The sequence below is a fragment of the Clostridioides sp. LIBA-6822 genome (genome assembly GCF_056688955.1).
On sequence record NZ_CP196995.1, the window covers coordinates 3,218,878 to 3,236,207 of the forward strand.

At 34.2% G+C, this 17,330-nt stretch carries 13 protein-coding genes and 2 rRNA genes; 3 read left to right on the forward strand and 12 right to left on the reverse strand.

Annotation, left to right across the window (positions count from 1 at the left end; genetic code table 11):
- Positions 1–54: 54 nt before the first annotated feature.
- Positions 55–2,951 (reverse strand): 23S ribosomal RNA (locus tag ACTG48_RS15515).
- 344 nt (positions 2,952–3,295) lie between these two features.
- Positions 3,296–4,798: ribosomal RNA gene (locus ACTG48_RS15520) — 16S ribosomal RNA — on the reverse strand.
- The 16S and 23S rRNA genes sit together here, the layout of an rRNA operon.
- 342 nt (positions 4,799–5,140) lie before the next feature.
- Between ACTG48_RS15520 and pdaA the strand changes: the two genes are divergently transcribed.
- Positions 5,141–6,082, forward strand: coding sequence for a delta-lactam-biosynthetic de-N-acetylase (gene pdaA, locus ACTG48_RS15525; protein ID WP_021385662.1), 942 nt, complete (start codon positions 5,141–5,143; stop codon positions 6,080–6,082).
- A gap of 237 nt (positions 6,083–6,319) precedes the next feature.
- On the opposite strand, the gene ACTG48_RS15530 is transcribed toward pdaA, so the two are convergent.
- The 7 genes from ACTG48_RS15530 to ACTG48_RS15560 all read right to left on the reverse strand — a co-directional run bounded on the left by ACTG48_RS15530 (position 6,320) and on the right by ACTG48_RS15560 (position 14,350).
- Positions 6,320–7,693 (reverse strand): membrane protein, encoded by a 1,374-nt coding sequence (locus ACTG48_RS15530; protein WP_021385668.1) that lies wholly within the window; start codon positions 7,691–7,693, stop codon positions 6,320–6,322.
- A gap of 110 nt (positions 7,694–7,803) precedes the next feature.
- A complete protein-coding gene (gene hexK / locus ACTG48_RS15535; protein ID WP_021385711.1) occupies positions 7,804–9,126 on the reverse strand; it encodes a sensor histidine kinase HexK in 1,323 nt (440 codons plus the stop codon).
- Positions 9,119–9,823 (reverse strand): response regulator transcription factor HexR, encoded by a 705-nt coding sequence (gene hexR / locus ACTG48_RS15540; protein ID WP_021385681.1) that lies wholly within the window; start codon positions 9,821–9,823, stop codon positions 9,119–9,121. The genes hexK and hexR overlap by 8 nt, the downstream gene beginning before the upstream one ends.
- A gap of 181 nt (positions 9,824–10,004) precedes the next feature.
- Positions 10,005–11,069 carry an aminohexosyl-hexosyldiradylglycerol biosynthesis protein HexF gene (gene hexF, locus ACTG48_RS15545; protein WP_021385730.1) on the reverse strand — a complete coding sequence of 355 codons (1,065 nt, stop codon included), beginning with the start codon at positions 11,067–11,069 and terminating at the stop codon, positions 10,005–10,007.
- A gap of 2 nt (positions 11,070–11,071) precedes the next feature.
- Positions 11,072–11,770 (reverse strand): polysaccharide deacetylase HexD, encoded by a 699-nt coding sequence (gene hexD, locus ACTG48_RS15550; RefSeq protein WP_479917306.1) that lies wholly within the window; start codon positions 11,768–11,770, stop codon positions 11,072–11,074.
- Positions 11,761–12,858 carry a monogalactosyldiacylglycerol synthase HexS gene (hexS, locus tag ACTG48_RS15555; RefSeq protein WP_021385713.1) on the reverse strand — a complete coding sequence of 366 codons (1,098 nt, stop codon included), beginning with the start codon at positions 12,856–12,858 and terminating at the stop codon, positions 11,761–11,763. The genes hexD and hexS overlap by 10 nt, the downstream gene beginning before the upstream one ends.
- A gap of 247 nt (positions 12,859–13,105) precedes the next feature.
- Positions 13,106–14,350 (reverse strand): serine hydroxymethyltransferase, encoded by a 1,245-nt coding sequence (locus tag ACTG48_RS15560; protein WP_044213851.1) that lies wholly within the window; start codon positions 14,348–14,350, stop codon positions 13,106–13,108.
- A gap of 325 nt (positions 14,351–14,675) precedes the next feature.
- Between ACTG48_RS15560 and ACTG48_RS15565 the strand changes: the two genes are divergently transcribed.
- Positions 14,676–15,464, forward strand: coding sequence for a threonine/serine exporter family protein (locus ACTG48_RS15565; RefSeq protein WP_054271303.1), 789 nt, complete (start codon positions 14,676–14,678; stop codon positions 15,462–15,464).
- Positions 15,464–15,937 carry a threonine/serine exporter family protein gene (locus ACTG48_RS15570; RefSeq protein ID WP_021385661.1) on the forward strand — a complete coding sequence of 158 codons (474 nt, stop codon included), beginning with the start codon at positions 15,464–15,466 and terminating at the stop codon, positions 15,935–15,937. Before ACTG48_RS15565 ends, ACTG48_RS15570 begins: the two co-directional genes overlap by 1 nt.
- A 90-nt stretch (positions 15,938–16,027) precedes the next feature.
- On the opposite strand, the gene ACTG48_RS15575 is transcribed toward ACTG48_RS15570, so the two are convergent.
- From ACTG48_RS15575 to ACTG48_RS15585, 3 genes are read right to left on the reverse strand one after another with little or no spacing between them, the layout of a single operon-like run.
- Positions 16,028–16,468: a SoxR reducing system RseC family protein gene (locus tag ACTG48_RS15575; protein ID WP_479917307.1), complete on the reverse strand. Its 441-nt coding sequence runs from the start codon at positions 16,466–16,468 to the stop codon at positions 16,028–16,030.
- A gap of 14 nt (positions 16,469–16,482) precedes the next feature.
- Positions 16,483–16,776, reverse strand: coding sequence for a metal-sensitive transcriptional regulator (locus ACTG48_RS15580; RefSeq protein ID WP_021385716.1), 294 nt, complete (start codon positions 16,774–16,776; stop codon positions 16,483–16,485).
- Positions 16,777–16,818: 42 nt separating this feature from the next.
- A complete protein-coding gene (locus ACTG48_RS15585) occupies positions 16,819–17,220 on the reverse strand; it encodes a hypothetical protein (RefSeq protein WP_021385692.1) in 402 nt (133 codons plus the stop codon).
- Positions 17,221–17,330: the final 110 nt, after the last annotated feature.

Below are 17,330 nucleotides of genomic sequence, written 5' to 3' on the forward strand. Positions count from 1 at the left end.
TAATTAACACTCTAAAAACTACATATATATTTTACTGAATGAATATCAAATAATTTGGTCAAGTCCTCGACCTATTAGTATCGATAAGCTAAATACATTGCTGCACTTACACCTTCGACCTATCAACCAGATAGTCTTTCTGGGGTCTTACCCTTGCGGTGGGAAATCTTATCTTGAAGTTGGCTTCGCGCTTAGATGCTTTCAGCGCTTATCCATTCCGTACATAGCTACCCAGCCATGCCCTTGGCAGAACAACTGGTACACCAGAGGTACGTCCATCCCGGTCCTCTCGTACTAAGGACAGGTCTTCTCAAATTTCCTACGCCTGCGACGGATAGGGACCGAACTGTCTCACGACGTTCTGAACCCAGCTCGCGTACCACTTTAATGGGCGAACAGCCCAACCCTTGGGACCTACTACAGCCCCAGGATGTGATGAGCCGACATCGAGGTGCCAAACCTCCCCGTCGATGTGGACTCTTGGGGGAGATAAGCCTGTTATCCCCAGGGTAGCTTTTATCCGTTGAGCGATGGCCCTTCCACGCAGAACCACCGGATCACTAAGTCCGATTTTCATCCTTGCTCGACCTGTATGTCTTGCAATCAAGCTCTCTTTTGCCTTTACACTCTACGTACGATTTCCGACCGTACTGAGAGAACCTTTGAGCGCCTCCGTTACCTTTTGGGAGGCGACCGCCCCAGTCAAACTGCCCACCTGACAGTGTCCCAAGACCAGATTCATGGCCTATGGTTAGAGTCCCAGTACTACAAGGGTGGTATCCCAAGGATGGCTCCGCCAAAACTGGCGTCCTGGTTTCAAAGCCTCCCACCTATCCTGTACATGTAGTACCAAGACCCAATGTCAAGCTACAGTAAAGCTCCATGGGGTCTTTCCGTCCTGTCGCAGGTATCCGGCATCTTCACCGGAATTACAATTTCACCGAGTCTGTTGTTGAGACAGTGCCCAAATCGTTACGCCTTTCGTGCGGGTCGGAACTTACCCGACAAGGAATTTCGCTACCTTAGGACCGTTATAGTTACGGCCGCCGTTTACTGGGGCTTAAGTTCACTGCTTCGATTGCTCTAACAGATCCCCTTAACCTTCCAGCACCGGGCAGGCGTCAGCTCCTATACATCGTCTTGCGACTTAGCAGAAACCTATGTTTTTGGTAAACAGTCGCTTGGGCCTATTCTCTGCGGCCACCGGATGGTGGCACCCCTTATCCCTAAGTTACGGGGTCATTTTGCCGAGTTCCTTAACAACAGTTCTCTCGCGGGCCTTAGGATACTCTCCTCACCCACCTGTGTCGGTTTGCGGTACGGGTACCTTTAACCTCGATAGAGACTTTTCTTGACAGTGTGAAATCAGCTACTTCGCTACTAAATTTCGCTCCCCATCACATCCCAGCATTATCAAAGCGGATTTACCTACTCTGACTGCCTCAATGCTTGGGCACACATAACCAACAGTGTGCTTAGCTTATCCTACTGTGTCATCCCATCTCTCAAACGGTTATCGGTAGTACAGGAATATCAACCTGTTGTCCATCACCTACGCCTTTCGGCCTCAGCTTAGGTCCCGACTAACCCAGGGCGGACGAACCTTCCCCTGGAAACCTTGGGTTTACGGCCTGTGGGATTCTCACCCACATCTCGCTACTCATGCCAACATTCTCACTCCCATACTGTCCACATGTCCTTACGGTCATGCTTCAACCCGTATGGGAAGCTCCCCTACCCATCATAATGATGCCGTAGCTTCGGTAGTAAGTTTTAGCCCCGGAAATCTTCGGCGCAGGATCACTCGACCAGTGAGCTATTACGCACTCTTTGAATGAGTGGCTGCTTCTAAGCCAACATCCTGGTTGTCTGTGCAATCCCACATCCTTTACCACTTAACTTACATTTAGGGACCTTAGCTGACGATCTGGGCTGTTGCCCTTTCGACTATGAATCTTATCACCCACAGTCTGACTCCCAAGTATAAGATGACGGCATTCGGAGTTTGATAGTCTTCGGTAGGTGCAATACCCCCTAGGACATTCAGTGCTCTACCTCCGTATCTCTCACCTTGAGGCTAGCCCTAAAGCTATTTCGGGGAGAACCAGCTATCTCCGGGCTCGATTGGAATTTCACCGCTACCCACAAGTCATCCCCGAGCTTTTCAACGCTCGTGGGTTCGGACCTCCACGAAATTTTACTTTCGCTTCATCCTGCTCATGGGTAGGTCGCCCGGTTTCGGGTCTACGTCAAGTAACTGAACGCTCAGTTAAAACTCGCTTTCGCTACGGCTCCACACCTTAAGTGCTTAACCTTGCTACTTAACGTAACTCGTTGGCCCGTTCTACAAAAAGTACGCGGTCACACAAGAAATGTGCTTCCACAGCTTGTAAGTGCAGGGTTTCAGGTTCTATTTCACTCCCCTCCCGGGGTTCTTTTCACCTTTCCCTCACGGTACTATACGCTATCGGTCACTAGGTAGTATTTAGCCTTGGAGGGTGGTCCCTCCTGCTTCCCACAGGGTTTCACGTGTCCCGTGGTACTCTGGATCATATCTGAAGTTTTCTCGTTTAACATACAGGACTATTACCTTCTGTGGTGGGTCTTTCCAAACCTCTTCAATTACGATACCTCTTCGTTATGATATGTCCGCAACCCCAATAAAGAAAACTTTATTGGTTTGGGCTATTCCGCGTTCGCTCGCCGCTACTTACGGAATCGAATTTCTTTCTCTTCCTTCAGGTACTTAGATGTTTCAGTTCCCTGAGTTCCCCTCATTAAGCTATGTATTCACTTAATGATACTTAGACATTACTCTAAGTGAGTTTCCTCATTCGGAAATCTTCGGATCAAAGTTTACGTGCAACTCCCCGAAGCTTATCGCAGCTTATCACGTCCTTCATCGGCTCCTAGTGCCAAGGCATCCGCCCTGCACCCTTAATAACTTGACCAGTTAAAAAGGTTTGATAGATTAAAGTCTATCAACTTGATAATTTTTAAAAGTTATCAGCTTTATATATTACAAATTAGATGTCATATCACTAAATATATATGCAGTTTTCAAAGTGCTAAGGCACAGCACCAACGGATAAATCCCGTTGCTTAAAGTGCTAACGCACGTCGCCAACAAACAAACTTCGCATGCGCTCAGTTTATTCTGTTGCTTAAAGTGCTAACGCACAGCGCCAACAAACAAACTTCACATTCGTTCAGTTTATTCTGTTGCTTAAAGTGCTAATTTTGAGTATTCGTAAAAACGAACCCTCAAAATTAAACAGTAGGTAATTCTCCTTAGAAAGGAGGTGATCCAGCCGCACCTTCCGATACGGCTACCTTGTTACGACTTCACCCCAGTTATTGATTCCACCTTCGACGACTTCTTCCAAAAGGTTAGATAATCGGCTTCGGGCGTCTCCAACTCCCGTGGTGTGACGGGCGGTGTGTACAAGACCCGGGAACGCATTCACCGCAGCATTCTGATCTGCGATTACTAGTAACTCCAGCTTCATGTAGGCGAGTTTCAGCCTACAATCCGAACTGAGAGTAGCTTTAAGGGATTAGCTCCACCTTACGGCTTGGCAACCCTCTGTACTACCCATTGTAGCACGTGTGTAGCCCTAAGCATAAGGGGCATGATGATTTGACGTCATCCCCACCTTCCTCCAGGTTATCCCTGGCAGTCTCTCTAGAGTGCCCAACTTAATGATGGCAACTAAAGACAAGGGTTGCGCTCGTTGCGGGACTTAACCCAACATCTCACGACACGAGCTGACGACAACCATGCACCACCTGTCACCAATGTCCCCGAAGGGAACTCTCCGATTAAGGAGATGTCATTGGGATGTCAAGCTTAGGTAAGGTTCTTCGCGTTGCTTCGAATTAAACCACATGCTCCGCTACTTGTGCGGGTCCCCGTCAATTCCTTTGAGTTTCACTCTTGCGAGCGTACTTCCCAGGCGGAGTACTTAATGCGTTAGCTGCGGCACCGAGGGGGGTAACCCCCGACACCTAGTACTCATCGTTTACAGCGTGGACTACCAGGGTATCTAATCCTGTTTGCTCCCCACGCTTTCGTGCCTCAGCGTCAGTTACAGTCCAGAGAGCCGCCTTCGCAACTGGTGTTCCTCCTAATATCTACGCATTTCACCGCTACACTAGGAATTCCACTCTCCTCTCCTGCACTCAAGTCTCCCAGTTTCAAGAGCTTACTACGGTTGAGCCGTAGCCTTTCACTCCTGACTTGAAAGACCGCCTACGCACCCTTTACGCCCAGTAAATCCGGATAACGCTAGCCCCCTACGTATTACCGCGGCTGCTGGCACGTAGTTAGCCGGGGCTTCCTCCTCAAGTACCGTCATTATCTTCTTTGAGGACAGAGTTTTACGACCCGAAGGCCTTCATCACTCACGCGGCGTTGCTGCATCAGGCTTTCGCCCATTGTGCAATATTCCCCACTGCTGCCTCCCGTAGGAGTTTGGACCGTGTCTCAGTTCCAATGTGGCCGATCACCCTCTCAGGTCGGCTACTGATCGTCGCCTTGGTAAGCCGTTACCTTACCAACTAGCTAATCAGACGCGGGTCCATCCTGTACTGGCTCACCTTTGATATTTAAGAGATGCCTCTCAAATATGTTATCCCGTATTAGCATACCTTTCGGTATGTTATCCGTGTGTACAGGGTAGGTTACCCACGCGTTACTCACCCGTCCGCCGCTCTTTACCGAAGTAAATCGCTCAACTTGCATGTGTTAGGCACGCCGCCAGCGTTCATCCTGAGCCAGGATCAAACTCTCAAATAAAAGTTTATCAGGCTCAGATACTATTGTTATCAAAATATCTGGCTTTATGGTTTGTTTCTTGTTTTATAAATTAACCTACTGTTTAATTTTCAAAGTTCATTTCATTTCATTAACTTATTTGTGCTTGTTATTTCTTTACTTCTTGTTGAGCACATTTATTATAATAACATCTTATCATAGTATGGTCAACTACTTTTTTCATTTTTTCTTAAATTTATCGATTATTCATCTTTTGTAATACAATTGTGACTTTATTTTCAAAGATGTAACTATTATTAATAACAATTTACAATTATAATAATACTATATACAATTGTTGTTAATTTAGAAAGGAGCTTCAAAATGTTTAGAAAGGTATTATATTTTTTAACACTACTTTCTATATCTGTTTTTTTTATTGTTGGATGTTCAAATTCACAGAACAAACAGAATACAAACCAAAATAAAGAAACACAATCGCAAGAAGATACTAAAAAAGTAGATAGTGATAAGGATACTTCCAATGTTGTCGTTTCAGATGGAACAGATAAACCACCAAAACAAGATACTACTGATAATGATAGTGACAAGCTAGATGTATCCTCTTTAGATAACACCACTCTTGATTGGTTTTACATACCAAACACTAAACACAAGACCCCAGAAGTAAATACTGACATTGACTTTAAATTTTCTGACTATGATGCCCTATACAATGGACCTAAAAAAGATGGTCAGAAAACTTTATACCTTACATTTGATGAGGGTTATGAAAATGGATATACATCAAAGATACTAGACAATTTAAAACAAAATCAGGTTAAAGCAGTTTTTTTTGTTACATCTCCATACATAAAAGAAAATAAAGACTTAGTTAAAAGAATGGTGTCTGAAGGACATATAGTTGGAAATCACAGTAAATCTCATCCGTCTATGCCAACAAAAACAAGTAATCTAAAAAGCTTTAATGATGAGTTCTCTGATGTTGAAAGACTTTACAAGGATGTGACTGGAAAGGATATGATTAAATTTTTCAGACCTCCTATGGGCAAATACTCAGAGAAAAGCTTAGCAATGACTAAAAATTTAGGATACAAGACTATATTTTGGAGTTTTGCATACAGAGATTGGGATACTGAAAAACAACCATCACATGAAGAAGCAAGCAAAAAAATAATGGATAATTTACACGATGGTTCTATTTTACTATTACATGCAGTTTCCAAAACTAGTACAGAAATTTTAAATGATTTTATATCAGATGCAAGAAAGCTAGGATATGAGTTTGAGCTTTTAAAGTATTAATACTTTAAATTACATCCAAAGAATGTAAATTACCATAGCGTATTAAGCATTATAAAATATAGCATAAAAATATTCTTCTTATTAAATGATTTTAATAGAAGAATATCAATAAAAAATAGATGTATAGCTTAATGTTAGTAAAATCATTATTATAAATTATAGTTATACATCTATTTTTAATTTGTATATAATCAATGTTTGTTTTAATTTGCATATAATTAGCACTTATTTAATTGACTAAATAATAAACATTGCTACTATAGTTGTTACAATCAGTCCTGTTATAACTGGTACAAAATTTCGTTTTGCCAACTCTATTGGACTAACTCCACAAATTGCTGCTGCTGAGATAAGCCCCCAAGGAACTAGACATCCTCCACCTACCCAGATACCACTAATTTGACCTAATGCAGCTAATGCACCAACACTTGCATTGATAGCTGTTCCAAATACAGAAGCAAGTGAACCTACTAATGAAATTCCAGAAAATCCAGAACCATCAAGTCCAGTTATTGCTCCTACTATAGTTTCTATACCCGATACAGCAAATTTATTAAGTGGTATTGTTTGAGAAAGAGCTATCCCTATATCTGATAATAAACCTTGTGAACCTGGTGCTAACACTTTTCCAAATACACCTGTTAAAGGTGCAACTTCACCCATATAAAAGAATGCTGCTATTGGTATAATTGCTCCAAATATTTTTATACCAAATACAAAACCATCTATTATATTCTCACAGACATTTTCAAGACTGTCTTTGCCAAAATTTATGGTATTTATAATGATTATTAAAAATACTGCTGTCCCACCTAAAAGAGCTGAGGCATCTCCTCCTTTTAGGTCAAATACATACATTGCAATTATATCCGCAAGAAATCCTAAAGCTACTAAAATAGTTGCTATTTTAGATTTCCCATTAAATTCTTCTACTTCTTCACTTTCAAAATCTTTTAATTCTTCTCTAAACATTCCCTTATTAATGTCTCTTTTCAATGTATAAAATGCCATAGATATTGTTACAATTCCCATTACCCAAAATAGAATCATACCATCATTTATTACATATGATACAGCAACTCCTGCTGCACCAGCTGTTATACTTGGAGCCCCTTGAATGACAAAGTCTGTAGATAAAGCAAGACCATGACCAAATAAATTTAATGCCACTGCAACACCAATTGCTGGTAGCCCAGCTCTCATAGCAACAGGTAAAAAAACAGCCCCAACTAAAGCAACAGCTGGAGTCGGCCAGAAAAACCAAGAAAGAATTAACATAACAAATCCAGTTACAAAAAATGCAGTATTAGAATTTTTTATAACTTTTGAAAATGGTCTTACCATATACTGTATAGCATTATTAGCTTCTAATGCTTTAGATAAAGCAACCATAATAGCTATAATTAAAATAATTGGTCCCAACTCATTTAAAGATATAATAAACGAGTTAAACACTGCTGTTATTGCACCAAATATATTTTTTTCAAAGAACAATCCCATGAAAAAAACACCCAATATACATGGTACTATTGTATCCTTTTTCATAATCATAGTAATTAATATAATTACCATAAATATAATGTAAATATAATGCGCTCCTGTCAAAACCATATTATTATGTCCCCTTTTTTTAAGATAATAATATTATATGGTCTTGTAAGTTAACTTGTTACTTGCTCACAGGTATGTAATAATCAATGTTCAATATGCAATTTAAATTTTTATAATTCTTTTACTGGAATAGATATTTCAATAGAAAACTCTTTATCATCTGAGTTTACACTTATACTTCCATTATGATGAGCAATTATTTTCTCACAATTCTTTATACCTATCCCAAAACTTTCTACATTTTTAGAGAAATTACTCACTCTATTTTTTTGTATGATTAATAATTTAGAATCTTCAACTTTAATGAAAAATACTACTGGTTTATCTCTCCTAGCGTATTTTATTATATTGGAACATAAGTTATCAAATATTCTCCTAAATTGTGTTACATCTACATAAATATGATACTGATTATAAAGTTCATTCTCTATTGTTATATGAAATCCCTTTTCTTCCAATGTATATGAACTATCCAAAAGCAATTGAAAAATAAATTCATTTGCATTTATTTTTTCGTATTCTTTTGAAACTTCCTCTCCAGAATTTACAAAATGGGTAAAAAGGTCATCAGTTAAATCTTTTATTTGATATGCTTTAGACCTTACATTTTTTATGTACTGCTCTAATTGCTCAGGGCTATTATATTTATGGTCTTTAATCAAATCTAGATAACATATTACTGATGTTAATGGAGTTCTGACATCATGTGATATTGAAGTTACTATGTCTTTATTTTTATTCTTCATTTCTCTTTCTTTTATAAGTTGATTCTCTAATGTTTGACTCATCTCATTAATACTAGATGCAAGTGATGATAATTCATCATTCCCTTTGACTGGAATTCTGTATTTTAAACTACCACTCTCCACTATTTTTATACCCATCTCTATTTTTCTTAGGTATTTTATCTTTCTACTCAATAACAGTAAGAATGTTATAATAAATGTAAGTGCCATGAAGGTAATAGAAATTGCATCTATAAAATTTTGAAATCGGAATCTAAATAAAGCTATTACAACTATATCAGCTTTAACATTAGAAAATTGTATCTCATAATGTCTAGCCATAGAATTGCTATAAAATTCATTTTCCTCACTTTTATCAGGCACTTCATTAGGATAGTATAATGTATCATAAAAAACCTTATTTCCTTTGTATATTTTCATAGAAACAAACCAATTATCACCATTCCATTCTGCTATAGCATCTCCATTATTTGAATTTACTCTATTATCATTAACATAAATTTGAAAATCATCCATCAGTTGGTCTACTTCTCTTTTAAAGTATACTTTTCCTTCTGATACATCTTTTACTATAGATTCAACAGCAGAGTAAAATGGTATATTTAAAATAAAAGCCATTGCAGCTGAGATTACTACATATATCAATAGTATAACACCCAACTTTGATGGCTTAATTTTGCTAATCAATATAATACCCCTTTCCCCATGCAGTTTTTATGTATTGTGGATTTTTTTGGTCTTTTTCTAGTTTTTTTCTTAAATTTCTAATATGCACCATTATTGTATTATTTGCTGTATAAAAATATTGTTCATCCCAAATAGTTTCATATATATTCTCAGATGAAAAAACTTTTTTTCTATTTTTCAACATAAGAACCAAAATACTATATTCTATAGTTGTCAAAAACACAGGTTCGCCATTCAATGTAACATCTTGAGTGTCTAAATTGACATATAATTCTTTTGTCTGTAATATGTTTGGCTCTCTTTCCTTTTCCTTTCCTTGATATATATAATAACGTCTAAGTAATGACTTGACTCTTGAAATTAATTCAGAATATGAAAAAGGCTTTGACAAATAGTCATCTCCTCCTGCTGAAAAGCCAATAACTTTATCAGAATCTTGAGTTTTTGCAGTTAAAAATAATATTGGGGCTGTTGTTTTTTCTCTAATTTCATTACATGCAACAAACCCCGTCTTTACAGGCATGACAACATCCAAAATAATCAAATCAATCGTACTATCTACTAAGTTTACAGCTTCTTCTCCGTTTGTTGCCATAACAACCTCATAACCTTCACCAGTTAAAAGTATTTCCACGATTTCTCTAATCTCAGGATTATCGTCAGCTACTAAAATTTTTTTTGGAATCTCTTTATTCATCACTAAACTCCTTTCTTTGCTATATTTCTTAAATATTTCAAACTATATAAAATATTATACTTTATTAGCAAAAGCTTAGCAATGTCACACGTTTTAATACTTTCTACTACTGTAAACACCTTTAAGATTCAATTAACATGTATACATAAATTGACATCTTTATAAAATGCTCTATATAATATTATCTTGCATAAATAACTTTTTTTACTGATTTCACTTTTTCAGAAGATTTTACATGTACTATAATACATATCAAACCACTTATAGCTACAAATGCATAGAAACTTATACCTCTACTAAGTAACATTGCTGGAACTAGTAGATGACCTGGGAAAAATATCTTAAACAATGTCATAAAACTGTTTTCAGAAGCTCCAACAGCCCCTGGTAATGGTAATGATGAAACAGCAATATTCAGTAGTGATTGTATTGCCAATATCTCAAATACAGTATATGTTGATAAATGAAAAGCTTTATATACAAAGAATGGTACTAAAAACATAGCTGTTATTTGTACAATAGTTACGGCTAAAATTTGTATTACAAGCTTTGGATTCTGTTTGATATACTGAGCACCTTTAACATATTCTTCAATCTGAGAAGTTATAACTTTTCTTGAGCCCTCAACATCTTTTATTATTCTCAGCTTACCTAATAAGTTTGTTATTAATATTATAAAATTGTTGACCAATTTTTTTGAAAATATAATTGCGATTACTCCAACTACAAGGGCTACATTTGTTATTACACCATATATTAGTAAAATATTCATACCACTTACGTTATTTAGTATAAATTCACGTTCCATAATGAACATTATTCCACTATATGCTAATACAACTACTTGATGGATGACAACAATCACTAATAATATAAGTGAAGAATAAGAGATATTTATATCATCTTTCTTCATATAATAAACTTGTGCTGGTTGACCTCCTGATGCTGAAGGTGTAATTGAACTAAAATAAAACCCAATAAAAGCATACCCCATACATTTTAAAAGAGTAGTTTTTTGTTTTAAGGCTTTTATACCTAAATATATATTTATACCTTCACAGGCAACGTATATAATCATCATCATAAATCCAATTAGTATAAACACAGGGCTTGCACCTTTTAATGATTTTATTAACGATTCAATTGATTGTCCTCTAAAAACAAAATATCCTGTTATGCCCATTAGTAAAACTAAAAAAGCGACACTACCTAGGCATTTATTTTTCTTTTCAGTTTTACTTATCATAGCTACATCCTTTCTGGTGCTACAAATTTAAAACCACTATCTTTAAGTTTTCGAATGGCTATCTTCAAAGCTTCAATAGTACGTTCAGGTGCACCTACTGCACCACCTGAATTTTCACCTGCATCATGCAAGCAAATTATAGAATTTTCTTTTGTTCTATTCATTAACTTATTTATAATAATCTCTACTGTACTATCTTTACTCCAATCTTCCGCCATTACATCCCATAAGGTCATTTTCAAATTATATTTTTTAACAAATAAATTTGAAAATAGATTAGTATGACCCCATGGTGGACGATAATAGTTTATATCTACACCTAAATTTTTCATTATATTTACACTTTCCATAAAATCTTTTTTAACATAATTATAGCTGTAAAGCCATGCATTCTTATGTTCTAGTGAATGTAAACCAACTATGTGATTTTCTCTTAACATCCTTTTTATAATTTCAGGCTCTTTTTCAGCATTCTTTGCAACTACAAAAAACATAGCTTGTATATCATTTTCTTTTAACACATCTAATAATTTTTCTGTATATCTCTTATCTGGGCCATCATCAAATGTCAGCGCAATTTCATTTTCTCCAGTCATATTTTTTAACACATCTTTATTTAATAGTTTGTTATAATATGTAGGTATAATTGAATGGATTAAAAAAATCAATGCTACAACTATAATTAAACCTACTACATACATTCTCTACACGCTCCTTGTTCATCAAATGAAAATAAAATATTTTCTAATGTATTATTATCAAACTGTTTTTTCAATTCTCTCATATTTTTACTCATTTCTTTAAGAGTAGCATCATCATAAATTAAATCTTTTATTTCATCTACATAGTACTTTTTATTTTTATCAAGTATTCTCCCTATTCTATTATTTAGTATAAAGTCAGCATTATTTATCTCTTGTTGTAAAAACGGATTAAATGCTAATATTGGAAGCTCTGAATAAATCGTTTCAAATAATGTTATTCCACCTGGTTTAGAAATAATAAGGTCAGCATTTTTCATATATCTATATACTTCATTAGTATAACCTACTACCTCTATATTTTCATATCTACCAGATAACTTATAGTACATTTTCTTATTATTACCAGTTATTACAGTAGTTTTTACGCCTTCTAAACTATTTAATTCACTATAAAATTGTTCTGATTTAGGTAGTAATCCTAATCCTCCACCCATTATAAGTATATTTTTTTTATTTGAATATTTTATATGTTCTATTTTTTTAAATTCTTTTTTTACTGGAATACCATTAACTTTAACTTTTTCTTCATCTATTCCTTTAAAAATAAGTTCTTCTTTAGTAGATTTACTAGCTACTAAATAACAGTCTGTATTTTTACTAATCCATTCTGAGTGACTACTTATATCTGTTATACATGTTATCAAAGGAAGATTTGAATTATACTTTTCCTTATATCTTGATACTAATTGTGAACAAAATGGAAAAGTTGAGATGACCACTGTTGGTTGTATTTCATTAAGTAACTTGTCTAATTTAGTTAAAAAATAATCTGAAAAAGTAAATTTTATATCTTTCTTTCCATTTTCTGTACATTTGTAAAATAAATTATAAAGACTACTTCCCCGATTTACAAGAATAGAAAATGTCTTGTACATTTTATCTGAATAGTTTGGCATAATGTATTCAAATATATCTTTAATTATTATTTCTGAATTATTAAATTTTGTTTTTATATCTTCACTTAAAGAGTTTGATGCTGAGTAATGACCCATACCAAATTTTCCTGTAAGAATTAATACTTTCATAAGATTCCCTCCTCATTAAAGTCTTTCTTTTCCTCTAATTACTATATTTATAAGTATAGACTTTAAATCTTTAGAAAAACCTAGTATAATTCTTAAGAAATCTTAAAGTTTTAATTAAAAAATACAAAACCCAATTAATATAGAAGATTATCTCCTATACCAATTGGGCTTTATATCTACATATATTCAAATACATACACAATCATTATAATTATTTAAACATACTTTATTTAATTATTCTTTATAATTAATCCATAATATTATATTCTTCATATAAAGGATACTTTTCAGTTAATCCAACAACTAATGTTCTAGCCTTAGATTCTTCATCATAAGTTAAACATAAGTCTATGGCCTCAGCGATTACCGCCATATCTTCTTCTTTCATACCTCTAGTAGTTACAGCTGGAGTACCAAGTCTTATTCCACTTGTAACAAGAGCACCATTTGGGTCAAATGGAATTGTATTCTTATTAGCTGTTATATAAGCATCATCCAATCTTTTTTCTGCAGCTTTACCAGTTATATTTTTATTAGTTAAATCTAATAGTATTAAATGATTATCTGTACCTCCAGAAATTAATTTAAAGTTTCTTTTAATAAGTTCTTCAGCTAGAGCTTTTGCGTTTTTAGCAACTTGTACTTGATACTCTTTAAACTCATCACTTAATGCTTCTTTAAAACAAACTGCCTTAGATGCAATTATATGCTCAAGAGGTCCACCTTGAATTCCAGGGAATATTGCTTTATCTATAGCTTTAGCATACTTTTCTTTACATAAAATAACTCCTCCACGAGGTCCTCTTAAAGTTTTGTGAGTTGTTGTTGTAACAAAGTCAGCCACTTCACATGGATTTTGGTGAAGACCAGCAGCCACAAGACCTGCTATATGAGCCATATCTACCATTAGTAATGCTCCAACTTCATCAGCTATCTCTCTAAACTTTTTAAAATCTATTTCTCTAGGATATGCACTTGCTCCTGCAACTATCATTTTAGGTTTTACTTCATGTGCTATTTTTCTAACTTCATCAAAATCTATAAGTCCACTATCTTTGTCTATACCATATTCATAAAATTTATAATATTGACCAGAAATATTAACTGGAGCACCATGAGTTAAATGCCCACCTTGAGATAAATTCATTCCCATAACAACATCACCTGGTTTTAACATAGCAAAATATACACCAATATTTGCATTTGCTCCAGAGTGAGGTTGAACATTAGCATGTTCTGCTCCAAATATTTTTTTAATTCTATCTATTGCAAGAGTTTCAACTTCATCTATGTACTCACATCCACCATAATATCTTTTGCCTGAGTAACCTTCTGCATACTTATTTGTAAGATGACTTCCCATAGTTTCCATTACTGGAACTGATACTATGTTTTCAGATGCTATTAATTCAATATTTCTTTGTTGTCTTTTTAACTCTCTTTTCATACTTTCATAAATCTCAGGGTCCGCTTTTTTCAAGTTCTCAAACATATTACTCCTCCTAGTTATTATTTAATTTTTATTTTTACAGACATTTCTTAATTTTCGTTTTTATCAATATGATAATTTATTATTATAGTCCTTTACAAATTAATAGTCAAGTGTTTTGCCATTTTTCCATATTTAACATAGTTACTTTCTTTATTTTTAAGTTAAAATATAATAAATAATATTGTCTAATTCTTTTAATTGGATATAATTTAAATGTGACTATTTTGAAATAAAAAAAGATAATATAATTTATATATATTAAAGAATATTGCTTAAAAATTTGGTATAATTTCAATATTACGGTTTTTAATTTGGAGGTGTATTTATGAATCAAAATGAGGAGCTTGAATATAAGAAAAATATTCTAAAATTAGCTCTATTTGTAGGGGAACTTATGATAAAAAATGGAGCTGAAACATCTAGGGTTGAAGACAGTGTCCTTAGAATATGCAGGTCAAGAGGATTTTATCATGTAAATATTTTTACAACTCCTACAGTAATAATTATTTCTGATGAAAAATTTGATGGCTTTTCATTTATGAAAACGATTCAATCAAGAGGTATAAACTTAAATAAGATTTCTTTATTAAATAGTTTTTCTCGAGAATTTGTAAGCGACAAAGAATATGATATTGATAATGCCATTGCACGACTTTATGAAATCCAAGATGTAAAACCGTATCCTTTATGGTTATTTTACTCTTGTACAGGAATTGCATCTGCTTGTTTTGCTTGTTTGCTTGGAGGGAATTATGTATTAAATTTTATACTTACGTTTATAATAGCAATATTTGCCGCAATTACTTATGATAAAACTATGAAGATAAGTGCAATATCTGCGTTTTCCTGTTTAGTATCTTCTTTTTTAATTGCACTTTCAGGAGTTCTGCTAGTTGAAATAGGCATTTTAAATGACCCTAAAATGCTTATAGTTGGTGCCATAATGCCACTACTCCCAGGAGTTGCTTTTATAAAAGCTATTAGAGATTTAATATCAGGTAATTTAATATCAGGAATTTCTCGTGCTTTTGATGCAGCTATGATTATTATTGCAATTGCTTCTGGAGTTGGTTTTGTTCTTGATACATGGTATAGAATAGGAGGTCCTTTCTAATGACTGATATGTCAATGATTTTACATTTTTTATTTTCAGGAATTGCAACTGCTGGATTTGCTGTTTTCTTTAATGCACCACCTTATCTACTTCTTCCAGCTGGAATAACTGGTGGAATTGGTTGGATTGTATATGTTTATTTATTTAACTTTACTACAAATGCAGTTTTTGCAGGTTTTATAGCTGCTGCTTTAGTATCAGCATGTAGTGAAACTTTGGCTAGAAAACTAAAGCAACCAGCTATTGTATTTGTAATTCCAGGTATTCTTCCTTTAATACCAGGAATTGGATTGTACAATACAATGTTATCTTTGATTCAAAAAAATTATTCTTTGGCCATGTCAAAAGGTACAGATGCACTGTTTCTAAGTGCCGCGATAGCACTAGGTGTATTAGTTGTAACTTCTTTTGTAAGAACATTGAATCTTTTAAAAATCAGAAAAAACTTTATTCCTTACAGAAAGTCAAAATAAAAACATAAAAATAGCAATGTACTAAAAGTTTACAAATACACATCGAGTATTTATTTAAAAAGTACATTGCTATTTTTAATTATAATTATTTTAAAGGTCAATTAATATTCTTGTTATTACTGGTATAAACTCTCTACTATCTCTGAATTTTTTGTCATTCTTCTTTAAGTACAAATAACAAAGTATTGTAAGACAAATTCCAACTAGCCCACTTATGGCTTCAACACCAGATGTCATCCCTACTGCACCTAATATATAATAAGTCCCTATTGTTCCAACAAGAAGTGCTATAAGTGGTATTATATAAGCCATTACAGCTGCTTTTAATACATTCATATTATCCATACTTACTTCTACATGGTCTCCAACTTTTGCACCAATTGTGTTATCTACTTCTACTAATATTTCCTTTGACTCTGCCGAATCTGTAGTAGCACACTTTCCACAAGCAGCACAAGCTGAATGTCTTTGCATTTTTAATTTCGCAGTTCTATCATCAACAATTTCCATAATAAATCCTTGTTGATTCATAACTAACCGCCTCCTTATTTTGTAAATTTATTTATAGTATCCATAAGTTCTTTTATCATCTCTTCAGTTTGCTCACCATCATCATGTTTGATGCTTTCTGCTACACATCCTTTTATATGGTTCTCCAATATAATCGTGCCTACTCTATTTATAGCAGACCTTATAGCAGATATTTGAACCAATATATCAACACAATAACGTTCTTGTTCTACCATTTTTTGTATACCCTTAACTTGACCTTCTATTCTTTTTAATCTTTTTATAAGAGCTTCTCTCTCATTGTTTGGTGCTAATTTTCTTTCTTCCATAAACTCACCTCATACTCTAATGATGTCTTATATAATTATGCTCTACTTACCAACTTGTTTAAAATATAATACCGTTATTACTACTATAAATGCTAAAATTGATATTGCGATAGACCTACTTTGATTCTTAGTTTGTTCCATACTTAACTTTCCATTCATCTTAAACCCTGCTAATGGAAATAAAAATATAACCAATGCATCAATTCCAAGTACAATCTGGGCTGCAATAGTCCATTTACTCAAAAAACAGAATATTCCACCCACACCTAAAAGAACCTCTAATATATTTATAAACTTATACGTAGGTTTTTTTGCTATATATTCTTCAATTTTTTCCTTACATTCTGCACGACATGGATATATATTTGTATTGTCATCATATTGTATAGCTAATTTATTATTTGGCGACTTTATATCCCTATTACAGTAAAGACATTTTTTCATGTTATATTCTCCTCTAGTATTCCTCTTTAAAAATTTTGCCTAAATTATTATATGCTTTAATACTATTATACCAAATAGATACAAAAAACAAAAATAAAAGGAACAATTTT

Excerpts from the sequence above, each read along its gene's own strand:
- pdaA (WP_021385662.1), top strand. The coding sequence starts at position 5,141 with ATGTTTAGAAAGGTATTATATTTTTTAACACTACTTTCTATATCTGTT.
- ACTG48_RS15560 (WP_044213851.1), bottom strand. The coding sequence starts at position 14,350 with ATGTTTGAGAACTTGAAAAAAGCGGACCCTGAGATTTATGAAAGTATG.
- hexR (WP_021385681.1), bottom strand. The coding sequence starts at position 9,823 with ATGAATAAAGAGATTCCAAAAAAAATTTTAGTAGCTGACGATAATCCT.
- ACTG48_RS15575 (WP_479917307.1), bottom strand. The coding sequence starts at position 16,468 with ATGAATCAACAAGGATTTATTATGGAAATTGTTGATGATAGAACTGCG.
- ACTG48_RS15585 (WP_021385692.1), bottom strand. The coding sequence starts at position 17,220 with ATGAAAAAATGTCTTTACTGTAATAGGGATATAAAGTCGCCAAATAAT.
- hexF (WP_021385730.1), bottom strand. The coding sequence starts at position 11,069 with ATGATAAGTAAAACTGAAAAGAAAAATAAATGCCTAGGTAGTGTCGCT.
- ACTG48_RS15565 (WP_054271303.1), top strand. The coding sequence starts at position 14,676 with ATGAATCAAAATGAGGAGCTTGAATATAAGAAAAATATTCTAAAATTA.
- ACTG48_RS15530 (WP_021385668.1), bottom strand. The coding sequence starts at position 7,693 with ATGGTTTTGACAGGAGCGCATTATATTTACATTATATTTATGGTAATT.
- ACTG48_RS15580 (WP_021385716.1), bottom strand. The coding sequence starts at position 16,776 with ATGGAAGAAAGAAAATTAGCACCAAACAATGAGAGAGAAGCTCTTATA.
- ACTG48_RS15570 (WP_021385661.1), top strand. The coding sequence starts at position 15,464 with ATGACTGATATGTCAATGATTTTACATTTTTTATTTTCAGGAATTGCA.
- hexS (WP_021385713.1), bottom strand. The coding sequence starts at position 12,858 with ATGAAAGTATTAATTCTTACAGGAAAATTTGGTATGGGTCATTACTCA.
- hexD (WP_479917306.1), bottom strand. The coding sequence starts at position 11,770 with ATGTATGTAGTAGGTTTAATTATAGTTGTAGCATTGATTTTTTTAATC.